The organism is Ideonella sp. sgz306126 (assembly GCF_056032705.1).
In genome coordinates this window covers 466074-480067 of record NZ_JBVYWP010000004.1, presented here as the reverse complement: position 1 = coordinate 480067, position 13994 = coordinate 466074, and the positions used below count along the sequence as shown (strand labels likewise).

General features: G+C 68.2%; 9 protein-coding genes. 2 read left to right on the top strand and 7 right to left on the bottom strand.

Annotated elements, in window-relative coordinates; all coding sequences use genetic code 11:
- Window positions 1–31 precede the first annotated feature (31 nt).
- The 5 genes from rpoD to argA all read right to left on the bottom strand — a co-directional run bounded on the left by rpoD (window position 32) and on the right by argA (window position 6707).
- Window positions 32–2275 carry an RNA polymerase sigma factor RpoD gene (gene rpoD, locus AC0N04_RS14615; protein ID WP_474282894.1) on the bottom strand — a complete coding sequence of 748 codons (2244 nt, stop codon included), beginning with the start codon at window positions 2273–2275 and terminating at the stop codon, window positions 32–34.
- Window positions 2276–2554: 279 nt separating this feature from the next.
- The gene (gene dnaG, locus AC0N04_RS14610; protein ID WP_474282892.1) at window positions 2555–4435 is read right to left on the bottom strand and encodes a DNA primase; all 1881 of its coding nucleotides are present in this window, start codon (window positions 4433–4435) and stop codon (window positions 2555–2557) included.
- Window positions 4436–4611: 176 nt separating this feature from the next.
- On the bottom strand, window positions 4612–4917 hold the full coding sequence (locus tag AC0N04_RS14605; RefSeq protein WP_474282890.1) for an H-NS histone family protein: 306 nt from the start codon (window positions 4915–4917) through the stop codon (window positions 4612–4614).
- A gap of 134 nt (window positions 4918–5051) precedes the next feature.
- Complete coding sequence (locus AC0N04_RS14600; RefSeq protein ID WP_474282888.1) at window positions 5052–5324, bottom strand: oxidative damage protection protein; 273 nt, start codon at window positions 5322–5324, stop codon at window positions 5052–5054.
- Window positions 5325–5366: 42 nt separating this feature from the next.
- Window positions 5367–6707 carry an amino-acid N-acetyltransferase gene (gene argA / locus AC0N04_RS14595; protein ID WP_474283078.1) on the bottom strand — a complete coding sequence of 447 codons (1341 nt, stop codon included), beginning with the start codon at window positions 6705–6707 and terminating at the stop codon, window positions 5367–5369.
- Window positions 6708–6847: 140 nt separating this feature from the next.
- On the opposite strand from argA, the gene AC0N04_RS14590 reads away from it, so the two are divergent.
- Window positions 6848–7948 carry a TIGR03790 family protein gene (locus tag AC0N04_RS14590; protein WP_474282886.1) on the top strand — a complete coding sequence of 367 codons (1101 nt, stop codon included), beginning with the start codon at window positions 6848–6850 and terminating at the stop codon, window positions 7946–7948.
- Window positions 7949–8094: 146 nt separating this feature from the next.
- On the top strand, window positions 8095–12018 hold the full coding sequence (gene hrpA, locus AC0N04_RS14585) for an ATP-dependent RNA helicase HrpA (RefSeq protein WP_474283077.1): 3924 nt from the start codon (window positions 8095–8097) through the stop codon (window positions 12016–12018).
- 24 nt (window positions 12019–12042) lie between these two features.
- Here hrpA and AC0N04_RS14580 read toward each other — a convergent pair whose 3' ends face one another.
- Both AC0N04_RS14580 and serB read right to left on the bottom strand, forming a co-directional pair.
- Window positions 12043–13146 carry a hypothetical protein gene (locus AC0N04_RS14580; RefSeq protein WP_474282884.1) on the bottom strand — a complete coding sequence of 368 codons (1104 nt, stop codon included), beginning with the start codon at window positions 13144–13146 and terminating at the stop codon, window positions 12043–12045.
- A 59-nt stretch (window positions 13147–13205) separates the two neighbouring features.
- Window positions 13206–13916, bottom strand: coding sequence for a phosphoserine phosphatase SerB (gene serB / locus AC0N04_RS14575; RefSeq protein WP_474282882.1), 711 nt, complete (start codon window positions 13914–13916; stop codon window positions 13206–13208).
- Window positions 13917–13994: the final 78 nt, after the last annotated feature.

Genomic DNA, 13994 nt, shown 5'->3' with positions numbered 1-13994 from the left:
TCACCGAGTGTAGCGTCGCGCCGCCTGGCGATCAGATGTTGTCGAGGTAGGTGCGCAACTTGTCCGAACGGCTCGGGTGCTTGAGCTTGCGGATGGCCTTGGCCTCGATCTGGCGGATGCGCTCGCGCGTCACGTCGAACTGCTTGCCCACTTCCTCCAGCGTGTGGTCGGTGGACATCTCGATGCCGAAGCGCATGCGCAGCACCTTGGCCTCGCGCGGCGTCAGGCTGTCGAGGATGTCCTTGACCACGTCGCGCAGGCCGGCCTGCATCGCGGCCTCGATCGGCGCGGTGTTGTTGGTGTCCTCGATGAAGTCGCCCAGGTGGCTGTCGTCGTCGTCGCCGATCGGGGTTTCCATGGAGATCGGCTCCTTGGCGATCTTCATGATCTTGCGGATCTTGTCCTCGGGCATCTCCATCTTCTCGGCCAGCGTCGGGGCGTCCGGCTCGAAGCCGAACTCCTGCAGATGCTGCCGGCTCAGACGGTTCATCTTGTTGATCGTCTCGATCATGTGCACCGGGATGCGGATGGTGCGCGCCTGGTCGGCGATCGAGCGGGTGATGGCCTGACGGATCCACCAGGTGGCGTAGGTCGAGAACTTGTAGCCGCGGCGGTATTCGAACTTGTCGACCGCCTTCATCAGGCCGATGTTGCCTTCCTGGATCAGGTCGAGGAACTGCAGGCCGCGGTTGGTGTACTTCTTGGCGATCGAGATCACCAGGCGCAGGTTGGCCTCGATCATCTCCTTCTTCGCATCGCGCGAGGACTTCTCGCCCTCGTTCATGCGCTTGTTGATGTCCTTGAGGTCTTCCACCGGCACCACGGCGCGCGCCTGCAGGTCGATCAGCTTCTGCTGCAGTTCCTGGATCGCCGGCAGGTTGCGACCCATGATCGCGCTGTAGTTCTTGCCCAGTGCGATTTCCTTCTCGGCCCACTTCAGGTTCAAGGCATTGGGCGGGAAGGTCTTGATGAAATGGTCCTGCGGCATCCCGCATTTGTCGACCACGATCTTGCGGATCTCGCGCTCGTAGCGGCGCACGTCGTCGACCTGCGAGCGCAGGATGTCGCACAGCTTCTCGATCGTCTTGACCGTGAAGCGGATCGTCATCAGATCCTGGCTGATCGCGCCCTGCGCCTTGTTGTAGGACGAGGACTTGTAGCCTTCCTTTTCGAAGGCCTTGCGCATCTTGTCGAAATGGGTGCGCAGGTCGGCGAACTTGATCAGCGCCTGGCTCTTGAGCTCTTCCAGCTTCTTGGTCAGGGCCTTTGAGCCGCCGTTGCCGTCGTCGTCGTCTTCCTCGTCGAACTCGTCGAAATCTTCCTCGGCGACATAGTCGTCCGCTTCGTCGGCGGCGACGAAGCCGTCGACCACTTCGGAGATCTGCTGTTCACCGGCGGCGATCCGATCGGCCATGGCCAGGATCTCGGCGATCGTGGTGGGCGAGGCCGAGATGGCCAGCATCATCGCCTGCAGGCCGCCTTCGATGCGCTTGGCGATCTCGATCTCGCCTTCGCGCGTCAACAGTTCGACCGAGCCCATCTCGCGCATGTACATGCGCACCGGGTCGGTGGTGCGGCCGAATTCGGAGTCGACCGTCGACAGCGCCGCCTCGGCGGCTTCCTCGGCCTCTTCCTCGGTCGCCGCGGCGGTGGCACCGCCGGCGATCAGCAGCGTGGCGGCGTCGGGTGCCTGCTCGTAGACCGCGATGCCCATGTCGTTGAGCATCGAGATGATGGCCTCGAGGATCTCCTCGTTGACCAGCTTCTCGGGCAGGTGGTCGTTGATCTCCTGGTGCGTCAGGTAACCGCGCGTCTTGCCCATCTTGATGAGCGTCTTGAGCTCCTGACGGCGCTTGGCGACCTCTTCCTCGGTCAGCGCGGTCTCGTCCAGGCCGAACTCGCGCATCAGTGCGCGCTCCTTGGCGCGGCTGACCTTCATGCGCAGCGGCTTGGCCTTGGGCTTGTCGCCGCCTTCGTCGACCGACTCGATCACCTCGGCCTCGACCTCCAGTTCGGCCTCGACGTCGATCAGGTCGTCTTCCAGCACCTCGGCCTTCTTCTTGGAGGTCTTTTCGACCGCTTCCACCTTGGGCTTGCGACCGCGCTTGGCCTTGCCGTCGTCGGCCACCGGCAGCTGCGCCTTCTTGGCCTCGTCAGCGACCGCGGCGGCCTTGGACGCGGCTGACTTGCCGGCCGTCGGCTTGTTCGTTGCGGAGGGGGCAGCGGCGGGCTTGGCGGCGGGCTTCGGAGCAGCGGCGGTTTTCTTGGCGGTCATGCGGTGTCTCGGTGAGGAGCCCTGGGGGCCCGGCAATCGTCATCAAGAGCCCGACATCACGCGACTGCCACCCCAAAACGAAGGGCAGGACATGCGTCTGGCGATGACACGACGCGTTCCGGAATCCACACCGGAACAGCGCAGGCGGACAAGTTGGCGTGACCGTCAATCGATGCAGCCCTTGCGGGGAAGGGGGCCTGGTGTTTCCCGTGTCGCGGGTGGCCGGGTCCGGAGGTGCTGCTGTCACTCTTGCCGCTGAAAGATCGGATTATACCCGGATCACTCGCTCGGCGTGCGCTGCGCCAGGGCCTGGAGCCGGGCATTGAGGCCGTTGCGCTCGTCAGTCAAGGCACGATAGGCCGGCAGGTCCAGCTCGGGCTGCGTTGCCAGTGCCTCCAGGCGGCGGTTCAGTTCGCCGACCCGCAACCGGCCGACCGCCGAATGCAGATCGTCCTCGCTGGCGTCCGGCTCGGCATCACCGTCGGCCAGCCGCCGGCTGTCGGGTGGCAGGCCATCGTCGTGCGACAGGGCTTCGCGCAGCACGGCCCAGGGGCGCGCGCCGTGTTCCGCGAGATCGCGCTCCAGCCAGGCGATGGCCGGGCCGTGCGGGGCAGGCAACCCATGCAGAAGCTCGTGCTCGGTGGCCGTGAGGCGGTCCCACCAGCCCGGCTGGCTGAACAGCAGTTGCACCACGCGGTCCTCCGGCCGCTTGGGCGGCAGGCGCCGCCCCGATGCCACCGGACTGGGGGGCGCGCGGCCAAAACGGCGCTGGCCGGTCGCGGCGCCATCACGGGATCGAGGCGAGGTCGCGTGGGCGGGGTCGGCGGCACTGTCGCCGCGCGGATGCGGCGTGGCCTCCTGCGATTGCCATAACGCGCTCAACTCGGTGCTGGGCAGGCTGCCCAGGCGCGCCAGTTCGGACAGCAATTGCAGGCGCAGTGCGCCTTCCGGCAGCGCGGCCCACAGCGGCCGAGCCTGGGACAACATGCGGGCACGGCCCTCGGCGGTTGCCAGGTCGCAGTCCGCCGAGGCCTGCTCGACCAGTTGCCTGGACAAGGGCACGGCGTGGCGCACGCAGGCCTCAAAGCCTTCCTTGCCGAATTCGCGGATGTAGCTGTCCGGGTCGTGTTCTGCAGGCAGGAACAGGAAGCGGAAGCTGCGCGTGTCGCTGGCGTGGGGCAGCGACGCTTCCAGCGCCCGCCCGGCGGCACGGCGGCCAGCGGCGTCGCCATCGAAACTGAACACCACCTGGTCGGTGAAGCGCAGCAGTTTGTGCACGTGTTCGGCCGTGCAGGCCGTGCCCAGCGTGGCGACGGCATTCGGAAAGCCCAGCTGCGCCAGTGCCACCACGTCCATGTAGCCTTCGGTCACCAGTGCGTAGCCCTTCTCGCGCATGCCGGTGCGGGCCTCGAACAAGCCGTAGAGTTCCCGGCCCTTGACGAAGACGGGCGTCTCGGGCGAATTCAGATATTTGGGCTCGCCCTTGTCCAGCACCCGACCACCGAAGGCGATGGTGTCGCCCTTGACGCTGCGGATCGGAAACATGATGCGGTCGCGAAAGCGGTCGTAGCGCTTTTGCTCGGCACCGTCCTCGCCTTGCACGATCACCATGCCGGATTCGGCAAGGAGCGGATCGTCGTAACGGGGAAACACGCTGGCCAGCGTGCGCCAGCCCTCCGGCGCATAGCCGAGGCCGAAGCGCAGCGCCACCTCGCCGGTCAGTCCACGTCCTTTCAGATAAGCCACGGCGCGCGGGCTGGCCTTGAGTTCCTTGCGGAAGTGGTCGGCTGCACGCTCCAGCACGTCGGTCAGCGTCGCCTGGTGTTCGCGCTGCTGCTGCACCAGGGCGCGCTCGGCCGGAGAGGCCTCGTCTTCCGGGACGACCAGGCCGGCCGAGCGTGCCAGGTCGGTGACGGCTTCGTGGAAGCTGAGGCCCAGGTGTTCGGTCAGGAAGCGGATCGCGTCGCCACTGGCATGGCAGCCAAAGCAGTAATAGAACTGCTTGCTCGGGCTGACCGAAAAGCTCGGTGACTTTTCGCCGTGGAAGGGGCACAGCCCCATGTAGTTGAGACCGGCCCGCTTGAGTTCCACGTGCCGTCCCACCACGTCGACGATGTCGGTGCGGGTCAGCAGTTCCTGGATAAAGCCTGAGGGGATCACGGGACGCAGTCTAGAGCAGGCGGGCGGCTCCAAACGCGTCCCGGAAAGAGCTCGGGGCAGCGGTGGCTGCCCCGACGATAGTCTTCATTTTCGCACGGCCAGGTGCCGTCACGGGCCGCCATGGCGTGACCGGCTCTCCTTGCAGCGACGGCCGTCACTGGCCACCGCTGCGACGCTCAGAGCGCGAAATCGCTCAGCGATTTGCCGGATTCGATGGCCGCTTGCAGCCACTTGGGCTTCAGGCCACGGCCGGTCCAACTCTGGCCGGTCGCCGGATCGCGGTATTTGGCCGCGACTTTCTTGCCGCCTTCGGGTTTTGCCGCGGGAGCGGCCTTGCCGGCGAGATCGGTGGCCGTCAAGCCATATTCGGCCATCAAGGCCTTGACCTTGGCGATGGCATCAGCACGCGCGCTGCGCTGCGCTTCGGCAATTTGCTTTTCGAGCGCGGCCTTTTGGGCCAGCAGTTCTTGAATCGTGGGCATAGCAGACAACTCCATTCAAATACCCCAGGGGCAGGCGCATGATACCTGAACTGGCCTTGTGGCGTATACCGGATGCAGCCGGACAGGCCGCGGCCGATCGGCCGCGGGAGAGAGGAATATTTTCGGCCGGCCGCTCAGGCCGCCGGCGGTACAAATCCAGTGGGTTGGTCGGCACTGCCGCCGAACAGGAATTGTTCCATCTGCCGGGCCAGATACTGGCGCGCCCTCGCATCGGCCAGGTTCAGCCGATTTTCGTTCACCAGCATGGTCTGGTGCTTTTTCCAGAGTTCGAAGGCTTCCTTGCTGATGTGGTCGTAGATTCGCTTGCCCAGTTCGCCCGGGTAGGGCGAGAAATCGAGGCCTTCGGCCTCCTTCTTCAGATAGCTGCATTGAATCGTGCGTGCCATGCTTGCTCCGTTAAAAGTTTCAGAAGGTCGGGAACATCGGGCTCAGCCGAGTTTCTTGACCAGCACCTGCGAGCGCCGGTCCCAGTTGTATTTTCGCTTGCGTGCCTCGGGAAGCCAGTCGGCATCCACCGCGCTGAATCCTCGCTTGATGAACCAGTGCATCGTGCGCGTCGTGAGCACGAAAATGGTTTCCAATCCCATCGCACGGGCTCGCTGCTCGACGCGCTTGAGTATCTTGTCGCCGTCACCCTGGCCTTGAACCTGCGGCGAGACCGTCAAGGCCGCCATTTCGCCGGTTCTCGCTTCGGGATAAGGGTAGAGCGCGGCACAGCCGAAGATCACGCCGTCGTGCTCGATCACCGTGTAGTTGGCGATGTCGCGCTCGATTTCGGTGCGGCCGCGTTTGACCAGGGTGCCGTCGCGCTCGAACGGCTCGATCAGCTGCAATATGCCGCCGACGTCGTCCGAATCCGCCTCGCGCAGGCTTTCGAGTTTTTCGTCCACGACCATGGTGCCGATGCCGTCGTGGGTGAACACCTCCATCAGCAAGGCACCATCGGTGGCAAACGGAAGGATGTGCGAGCGTTCCACGCCGCCACGGCAGGCTGCGACGCAATGCTGGAGATAGAACGCGGTGTCGGTCGGCTGGGTCGGTGCGGGAAGCGTCGCGAGCAGCCGCTCGGCGTCGGCGAGCGCCAGTTCGGTGTCGATCGGGCTGTCGGCCACGCCGGGCTGTTCCGCGATACCGGCCGTTTCGGTCAGGAACAGCAGCTTGTCGGCCTGCAGCGCCACCGCGGTGGCGGTGGCGACGTCTTCCATCGACAGATTGAAGGCTTCGCCGGTCGGCGAAAAGCCGAAAGGCGACAGCAGCACCAGCGCGCCGATGTCGATCGCCCGGCGGATCGCCGCGGCGTCGACCTTGCGCACGACACCGCTGGACAGGAAATCGACCCCGTCGACGATGCCGACCGGCCGCGCGGTGAGGAAGTTGCCGGACACGACCCGCACCGTCGAGTTGGCCATCGGCGTGTTGGGCAAGCCCTGCGAGAAGGCCGCCTCGATCTCGAAACGAAGCTGGCCCGCCGCCTCCTGGGCGCAATCCAGCGCCACGCTGTCGGTGATGCGGCGGCCATGCGAGAAGCGCGAGGTGTGGCCCTTGGCCGTCAACTGCTCGTTGACCTGTGGGCGAAAGCCGTGCACCAGCACCAGCCGCACGCCCATCGCATGCAGGATGGCCATGTCCTGCGCGAAGTTGTTCAGCTTGCCGGCCGCAATCAACTCGCCGGCAATGCCCACCACGAAGGTCTTGCCCCGGTAGGCATGGATGTGCGGCGCCACCGAGCGGAACCACGGCACGAAGGTATGGGGAAAGACGAGATCCATCATGACGCCCGGATTGTGCCGCAGGGCCAGCCGCGGGCGGCACGAGCGCGCCGGGCCGCTCCCAGGCGCGAAGCCTGCAGCGTGAAGCCTGGAGGGGATCCCGATGAGCGCGCCCGTCCGCCCTGCCTACACTGGCCCGCATGACGATGAAGCCTGCGATCGACCGAAGGGTCACCCTGGCGCTGCTGGCCGCCCTGGTCGCGCCGTTGGCCGGCCAGGCGGGCGAGGTCGCGGCGCTGCCGCTGCCGGTCGCGGTGGCGGTGCCGCGCATCGCCGGGCATCTGCAGGCCGGGCAACTGGGCCTGGTGATCAACACCGACGACCCGTACTCGGTCGCCGTCGGGGCCTACGAGCAGCACCGGCGCGGCCTGAGCGAGCGGCAGGTGTTGCGACTGCAGTTGCCGCGCCGGCCGCGCCTGACCGAGATGGAACTGAAGACGCTGCGCGAGCAGATCGCGGCCTTCTTCGGCGCCGACATCCAGGCGCTCGCACTGGCGTGGCGCGAGCCCTTCGCGGTGGCGTGCCAGTCCATCACCTCGGCGGTGACGCTGGGATTCGAGCCGGCGGTCTGCGCCAACTCCTGCGGGCCGGGCACCGATTCGCCGTTGTTCAACAACCCGGTCGACCTGCCGTGGACCCAGGCCGGCCTGCGGCCAGCTATCTTGCTGGCGGCGCGCAGCGAGGACGAAGCCCGCCGGATGATCGACCGCGGCGTGGCGTCGGACGCGACACTGGGGCGCCTGTTCGGTCCGACCAGCGAGGCGGTCTTCGTCAGCACCGCCGATGCGGCGCGCAACGTGCGCAGCCTGCTCTACCCGCCCGCTGGCGCGGTCGGCACCAGCGGCCTGACGATCGTGCGCGTGACCGAGCCGGCGGTTCCGCCCGGTTCCTACCGCCGCCTCATCGCCTACCAGACCGGGGCGGCCACGCTCAAGGACCTGGACCGCCTGGGCTTTCTGCCCGGCGCGCTGGCCGACCACCTGACCTCGTTCGGCGGCGTGCTGGACGGCAGTGGCGGTCAAAGCACCGTGCTGGACTGGATCTCGGCCGGCGCCACCGCCAGCTACGGCACGGTCAGCGAGCCCTGCAACCACCTGCAGAAGTTTCCGCATCCGCAGGTGCTGTTGCTGAACTACCTGCAAGGGGCCACGGCGATCGAAGCCTATTGGCGCAGCGTGCAGTGGCCGGCCCAGGGCCTGTTCGTCGGTGAACCGCTGGCGGCGCCCTTCGCCGGACGCTGAGGACGCCGGAGGGCGGCGGCCGCGCGACGGCCAAGCCCGATAATCGCGCCCCTGTGACCGAATCCGATCCCCGCACTCCCACCGAACCGCCGCACGCCGAGCGTTGCCCGTCCCGCCCGCCGCGCCAGGCCGCGGCCTCCGGCCGGATGCCGGCCGCCACGCCGGTGCCGCCGATCCGCTTTCCCGAATCGCTGCCGGTCTCGGCCCGCCGCGACGAGATCGCCCAAGCCTTGCGCGAGCACCCGGTGGTCATCGTCTGCGGCGAGACCGGCTCCGGCAAGACCACGCAACTGCCCAAGCTGGCCCTGGCCCTGGGCCGCGGCCGGGGCGCCGGTGGCACCGGGTTGATCGGCCACACCCAGCCGCGGCGCATCGCCGCCAGCTCGGTGGCCAAGCGCATCGCCGAGGAACTGGGCACGCCGCTGGGCGAGGTGGTGGGCTACAAGGTGCGCTTTCAGGACCGGCTGCAGCCGGGCGCCAGCGTCAAGCTGATGACCGACGGCATCCTGCTCGCCGAGACCCAGACCGACCCGCTGCTCAAGGCCTACGACACGCTGATCATCGACGAGGCCCACGAGCGCAGCCTCAACATCGATTTCCTGCTCGGCTACCTGCGCCAGATCCTGCCGCGGCGGCCGGACCTGAAGATCATCGTCACCTCGGCCACCATCGATGCCGACCGCTTCGCCCGGCACTTCGCCTCGGCGACAGGGCCTGCGCCAGTGCTGATGGTCAGCGGGCGAACCTTCCCGGTCGAGCAGCGCTTCCGGGCCTTCGAGGAAAGCAAGACCTTCGATCAGAACGACGCCATCGCCGACGCTGTGGACGAACTCTGGCGCGAAGGCTCGGGTGACATCCTGGTCTTTCTGCCCGGCGAGCGCGAGATCCGCGAAGCCGCCGACCATCTGCGCAAGCACCTGGCGCAACAGCACCGCGGCGGTCCGCAGCCCGAGATCCTGCCGCTGTTCGCCCGCCTCAGCCAGCAGGAGCAGGACCGCGTGTTCGAGGCCGGCAACGGCCGGCGCATCGTGCTGGCCACCAATGTGGCCGAGACCTCGCTGACGGTGCCGGGCATCCGCTACGTGATCGATGCCGGCCTGGCGCGCGTCAAGCGCTATAGCTATCGAAACAAGGTCGAGCAGCTGCAGATCGAGCCGATCAGCCAGGCGGCCGCCAACCAGCGCGCCGGCCGCTGCGGCCGGGTGGCCAATGGCATCTGCATCCGCTTGTACGGCGAGCAGGATTTCGCCGGCCGGCCGCGATTCACCGATCCCGAGATCCTGCGCTCGTCGCTGGCCGGCGTGATCCTGCGGATGAAGGCGCTGGGCCTGGGCCAGGTGGAGGATTTCCCGTTCCTGGAAGCGCCGCCGAGGAAAGCCATCGCCGATGGCTACGCACTGCTGGGCGAACTGGGCGCGGTGGACGACGACAACGAACTCACGCCCATCGGCCAGGAGCTGTCCCGCCTGCCGTTGGACCCGCGTGTCGGGCGCATGATCCTGGAAGCGCGCGACCGGCAGAGCCTGAACGAGGTGCTGATCATCGCCTCGGCGCTGACCGGCCAGGACGTGCGCGACCGCCCGCTCGACGCGCAGCAGGCCGCCGACGAGAAGCACAAGAAGTTCGACGACGAGCGCTCGGAGTTCATGGGCTATCTCAAACTCTGGCAATGGATCGAGGAGGGCCGAGGGCGGAGCGGGCAGGAGCAGTCTGTGCCTGCGCACAGCCGGACCCCCGCAGCCGGCCCAGCCTGCGAGCCGGGCCGTGGGGGTGAAAGTCATCCGTCTCACAAACTTTCCAATCGCCAGCAGGAGCAGCGCCTGCGCGACAGCTTCGTCAACCCGCGCCGGGTGCGCGAATGGCGCGACATCCACACCCAGTTGCACACCGTGGTGGCCGAGCATGGTTGGCGCCTGAACGGCAGCCCGGCGACCTACGAACAGATCCACATGGCCATGCTGGCCGGCCTGCTGGGCAACATCGGCCTCAAGAGCGACGACGAGGACTGGTACCTGGGCGCGCGCGGCATCAAGTTCTGGCGCCATCCGGGCGCCCATCTGAGCAAGAAGCCCGGCCGCTGGCTGGTGGCCGCCGAACTGGTGGACACCACGCGCCTGTTCGGCCGCGGCCTGGCCGCCATCGAGCCGCAGTGGATCCCCCAGATCGCGGGCCATCTGCTCAAGACCCAGCTGCTGGAGCCCCACTGGGAGAAGAAGGCCGCCGAGGTCATCGCCCTGGAGCGGGCCACGCTCTACGGCATCGTCATCTACGCCAACCGGCGTGTGAACTTCGGCCGCGTGGACATGGCGGCGGCACGCGAAATCTTCATCCGCGAGGCGCTGGTGAACGGCGAGTGGGAGACCCGGCTGCCCTTCCTGGCCCACAACCGCAAGATGATGGCGCAGGTGGAAGAGCTGGAGCACAAGTCGCGCCGCCAGGACGTGCTGGTGGACGACGAGCTGATCCACGCCTACTACGACCAGCAACTGCCCAAGGACGTGGTCAGCGGCGCGTCGTTCGAGCGCTGGTACCGCGACGAAGTCAGGCGCCAGCCCAGGCTGCTGCACCTGACGCGCGACGAGTTGATGCGCCACGAGGCGGCCGGCATCACCACCGCGGCGTTCCCCAAGACCATCCGGCTCGGCGGTGTTGATTGCAGCGTCAGCTACCTGCACGACCCCGGCGATGCGAAGGACGGCGTGACGGTGACGGTGCCCATTTACGCCTTGAACCAGGTCAGCGAAGAGCGCTGCGACTGGCTGGTGCCCGGCATGCTGGCGCCCAAGGTGCTGGCGCTGGTGAAGAGCCTGCACCAGCGCCCGCGTTCGCGCCTGGTGCCGCTGCCCGATTACGTGGCAGGGTTCTGCGAAACCGTGCCCTTCGGCCAGGGCAACCTGGTCGACGTGCTGCTCAAGGCGGTGCGCGAGCACACCCAGGTGGCGGTGCAGCGCAACGACTTCAAGCTGGAGCAATTGCCGCCGCATCTTTTCATGAACTTCCGCGTGGTCGATGAGCACGGCCGCCAACTGGGCATGGGCCGGCAACTCGCCGCGCTCAAGGCCGAACTGGGCGGCCAGGCGCGCTCGGCCTTCCAGGCCTTGGCCTCGCTGAAGATGCAGGCCGCGCCCGCCCCGGCAGCGGACGCGATCCCGGCACCGTCCCCGACCAAAGGGGTGGTGGCCGCGGTGAAGGCGCCAGCGACCTCGCCGGTCGACACTGTCGCCCAGCGCTACACCGCCTGGACCTTCGGCGAACTGCCCGAGCTGATGGAAATCCGCAAAGCGGGGCAGACCTTGATCGGCTTTCCGGCCCTGATCGACCGTGGCGCCCACGTCGAGATCGAGGTCTTCGACGAGCCCGACGTGGCTGCGGCCCGCCACCGCGCCGGTCTGCGCCGCCTAGTGGCCTTGCAGATCAAGGAACCGCTGAAGTACCTGGAAAAGAACATTCCCGATCTGACCCGGATGGCGGTGGCCTACATGCCGCTGGGCACGGCCGAGGAGTTGCGCGACCAGATCATCGAGGTCGCGCTGGACCGTGCCTTCCTGCAGGAGCCGCTGCCGCAGGATGCGTTCGCGTTCGCCAAACGCCTCGACGAAGGGCGCACGCGGCTGAACCTGATCGCGCAGGAGGTGGCGCGGCTGGCAGGCGTGGTGCTGGTGGACTACGCGGCCGCCACGCGCAAGCTCAAGGACAGCAAGGCGCCCAAGGACGTGGCCGAGGACATCCAGGCCCAGTTGCAGCGGCTGGTGCCCAAGCGTTTCGTGGTGGCCGCGCCCTGGACCCAGTTGCAGCACTACCCGCGCTACCTCAAGGGCGTGGTGATGCGCTTGGACAAGCTGCGCGCCGATCCGGCCCGCGACGCGCAGCGCCTGGCCGAGCTGCGGCCGCTGGAGCAGCGCTACCTGCGTCGCGTGGCCGAGCTGAAGGGGCAGGCCGATGCGCGTCTGGACGACTTCCGCTGGCAATTGGAAGAACTGCGCATCAGCCTGTTCGCGCAGGAACTCCGGACGCCGCAGCCGGTGTCGGTCAAGCGGCTCGAGAAGGTCTGGCAGCAGTTGTCGGGCTGAGCCCGCGGCGGTGGCCGGGGGACGTCAGCGCGGCGCGGCGAGTCCTTGCTGCTGGTAGCGCACGAGCTGGCGTCGCAGGCTGGCGGCGTCGAGCACCAGCACGGGCTGGCCCTCGCGCGTCCGGCTCAGCCCGCAGCAGCCGCTGGCGCGGCGCATCAGGTCGGACACCGGCTCGACGAGCAGGCTCTGCGGGCCGATCACCTCGTCGACCCGGATCTCCAGGTCGGGCGCCGACGGGTCCAGCGCGTCGCGCAGCACCACGGTGGCGCGGTCGGTCGCCAGCAGGCGGCGAAAGCCGCTGATGCCCAGCAACCGGACCAGCGGCAGCCCGGGTGGGGTGTCGGCCGCCGTGCCGCTGTCGGTCCACCAGCACGAAGGCACGGCATCGGCATCGAGCGGCAGGCCGTAGCACTGACCTCCGGCGTCGACCACCAGGGTGCGGCGGGTCAGCGGCTGGGCAAGCGACTCTGCCGGCGCTGCCAAGCCCACCGCCGTCGGATGGTGGGCCCGGGCCCAGCGCTGCAGCGGCACCGGCCCACCGGCCAGCGCCGTCAGCGCCAGCGCGGCGTCGGTCGCAGAATCGTCTTCGCGGCGCGACAGCAACAGTTCGAACACACGGCGGGCCGATACCACGGTGGCTGCGGCGTGGTCGGGCAGGGCCAGCAGGTCCAGCGAGTGCTGCCAGATCTGTCCCAGCGTCTGCGGCAGCGGGTCGGTGCTCGACAGCCATGGCAGCAGTGCCGGCAAGGCCTGACCGGTCATCAGGCTGATCGCCGCCAGGAGTTGGTGAGGCGGGGTCGATGCCGGCAGCAGCAGATTGGCTCCGGCGCGGCGCGCGGCCTCGGCCGCCTGCTCGGCCGCCGGCCCGTCCGGCAGCACGGCCACCACGGGCAGCGGGCTGGCGAGTTGCCGGCGCAACGACCGGATCAGGGCGGTGCCCGGAACGGCCCAGTCGCTCAGGTCGACCAGCACCAGGTCGCCGAACCGGTGCGCCGCGGGGCCGGCCAGGTGGTCCAGGGCGCCGTGGCGGCTGCCGGCCTCGCTGACCCACCATCCGCAGGCCTGCAGCAGGGCAAGGTGCGACTCACGCACCGGCGACGAAGGATGGATCACGTGTACGCGGGTCATGCCCTGCGCTATCGGCACATCCCCGGCCGGCCTTGAGCCGGGCCGGTGGCCGGCTCAGCTCAGCGCAGCACCTTCAGCGCCTGGTCCATGCCGCCGCGCTCGATCGACAGCATGGCCTGCTCGCGCACCGCCGGCTTGCCGTGAAAGGCGATCGACAGCCCGGCCACGCCCATCATCGGCAGGTCGTTGGCGCCGTCGCCCACGGCGATGGCCTGGGCCGGCTCGATGCCCATCAGCTCGCAGACTTCGAGCAGCACGCGCCGCTTCTCCGCACCGTCGACGATGTCGCCCCAAGGGCGGTCGACCAGCCGGCCGGTCAAGCGGCCGTCCACCAGCTCCAGCACGTTGGCGCGCGCGAAGTCGAGTCCCAGTCGCTGCCGCACCCGCTCGCTGAAGAACGTGAAGCCGCCCGAAACCAGCAGCGTCTTGAGCCCCGCCTGCCGGCAGGCCTGCACAAAGGCCTCGACGCCCGGGTTGAGCTGCAGGTGGCGCGCGTACACCTCTTCCAGCGCCGCGACCGGCACGCCGCGCAGCAGCGCCACGCGGCGCCGCAGGCTGTCCTTGTAGTCGGCGATCTCGCCGCGCATCGCCGCTTCGGTGATGGCGGCCACCTCGGCCTTGCGGCCGGCCGCATCGGCGATCTCGTCCACGCATTCGATGTTGATCAGCGTGGAGTCCATGTCGAAGGCGACCAGCTTGTAGTCAGCCAGCGTGAGCGGAGGCGTCAGGCCGCGAACGAACAGACCGGGCGCGAATTCAGAGGCAGTCATGTCGCGGGATTGTCCGCGACAAATGCGAGGACGGCATGTCGCCGGCCCGCGCGGCCAGCCACCACGCGGGCGCCCGGG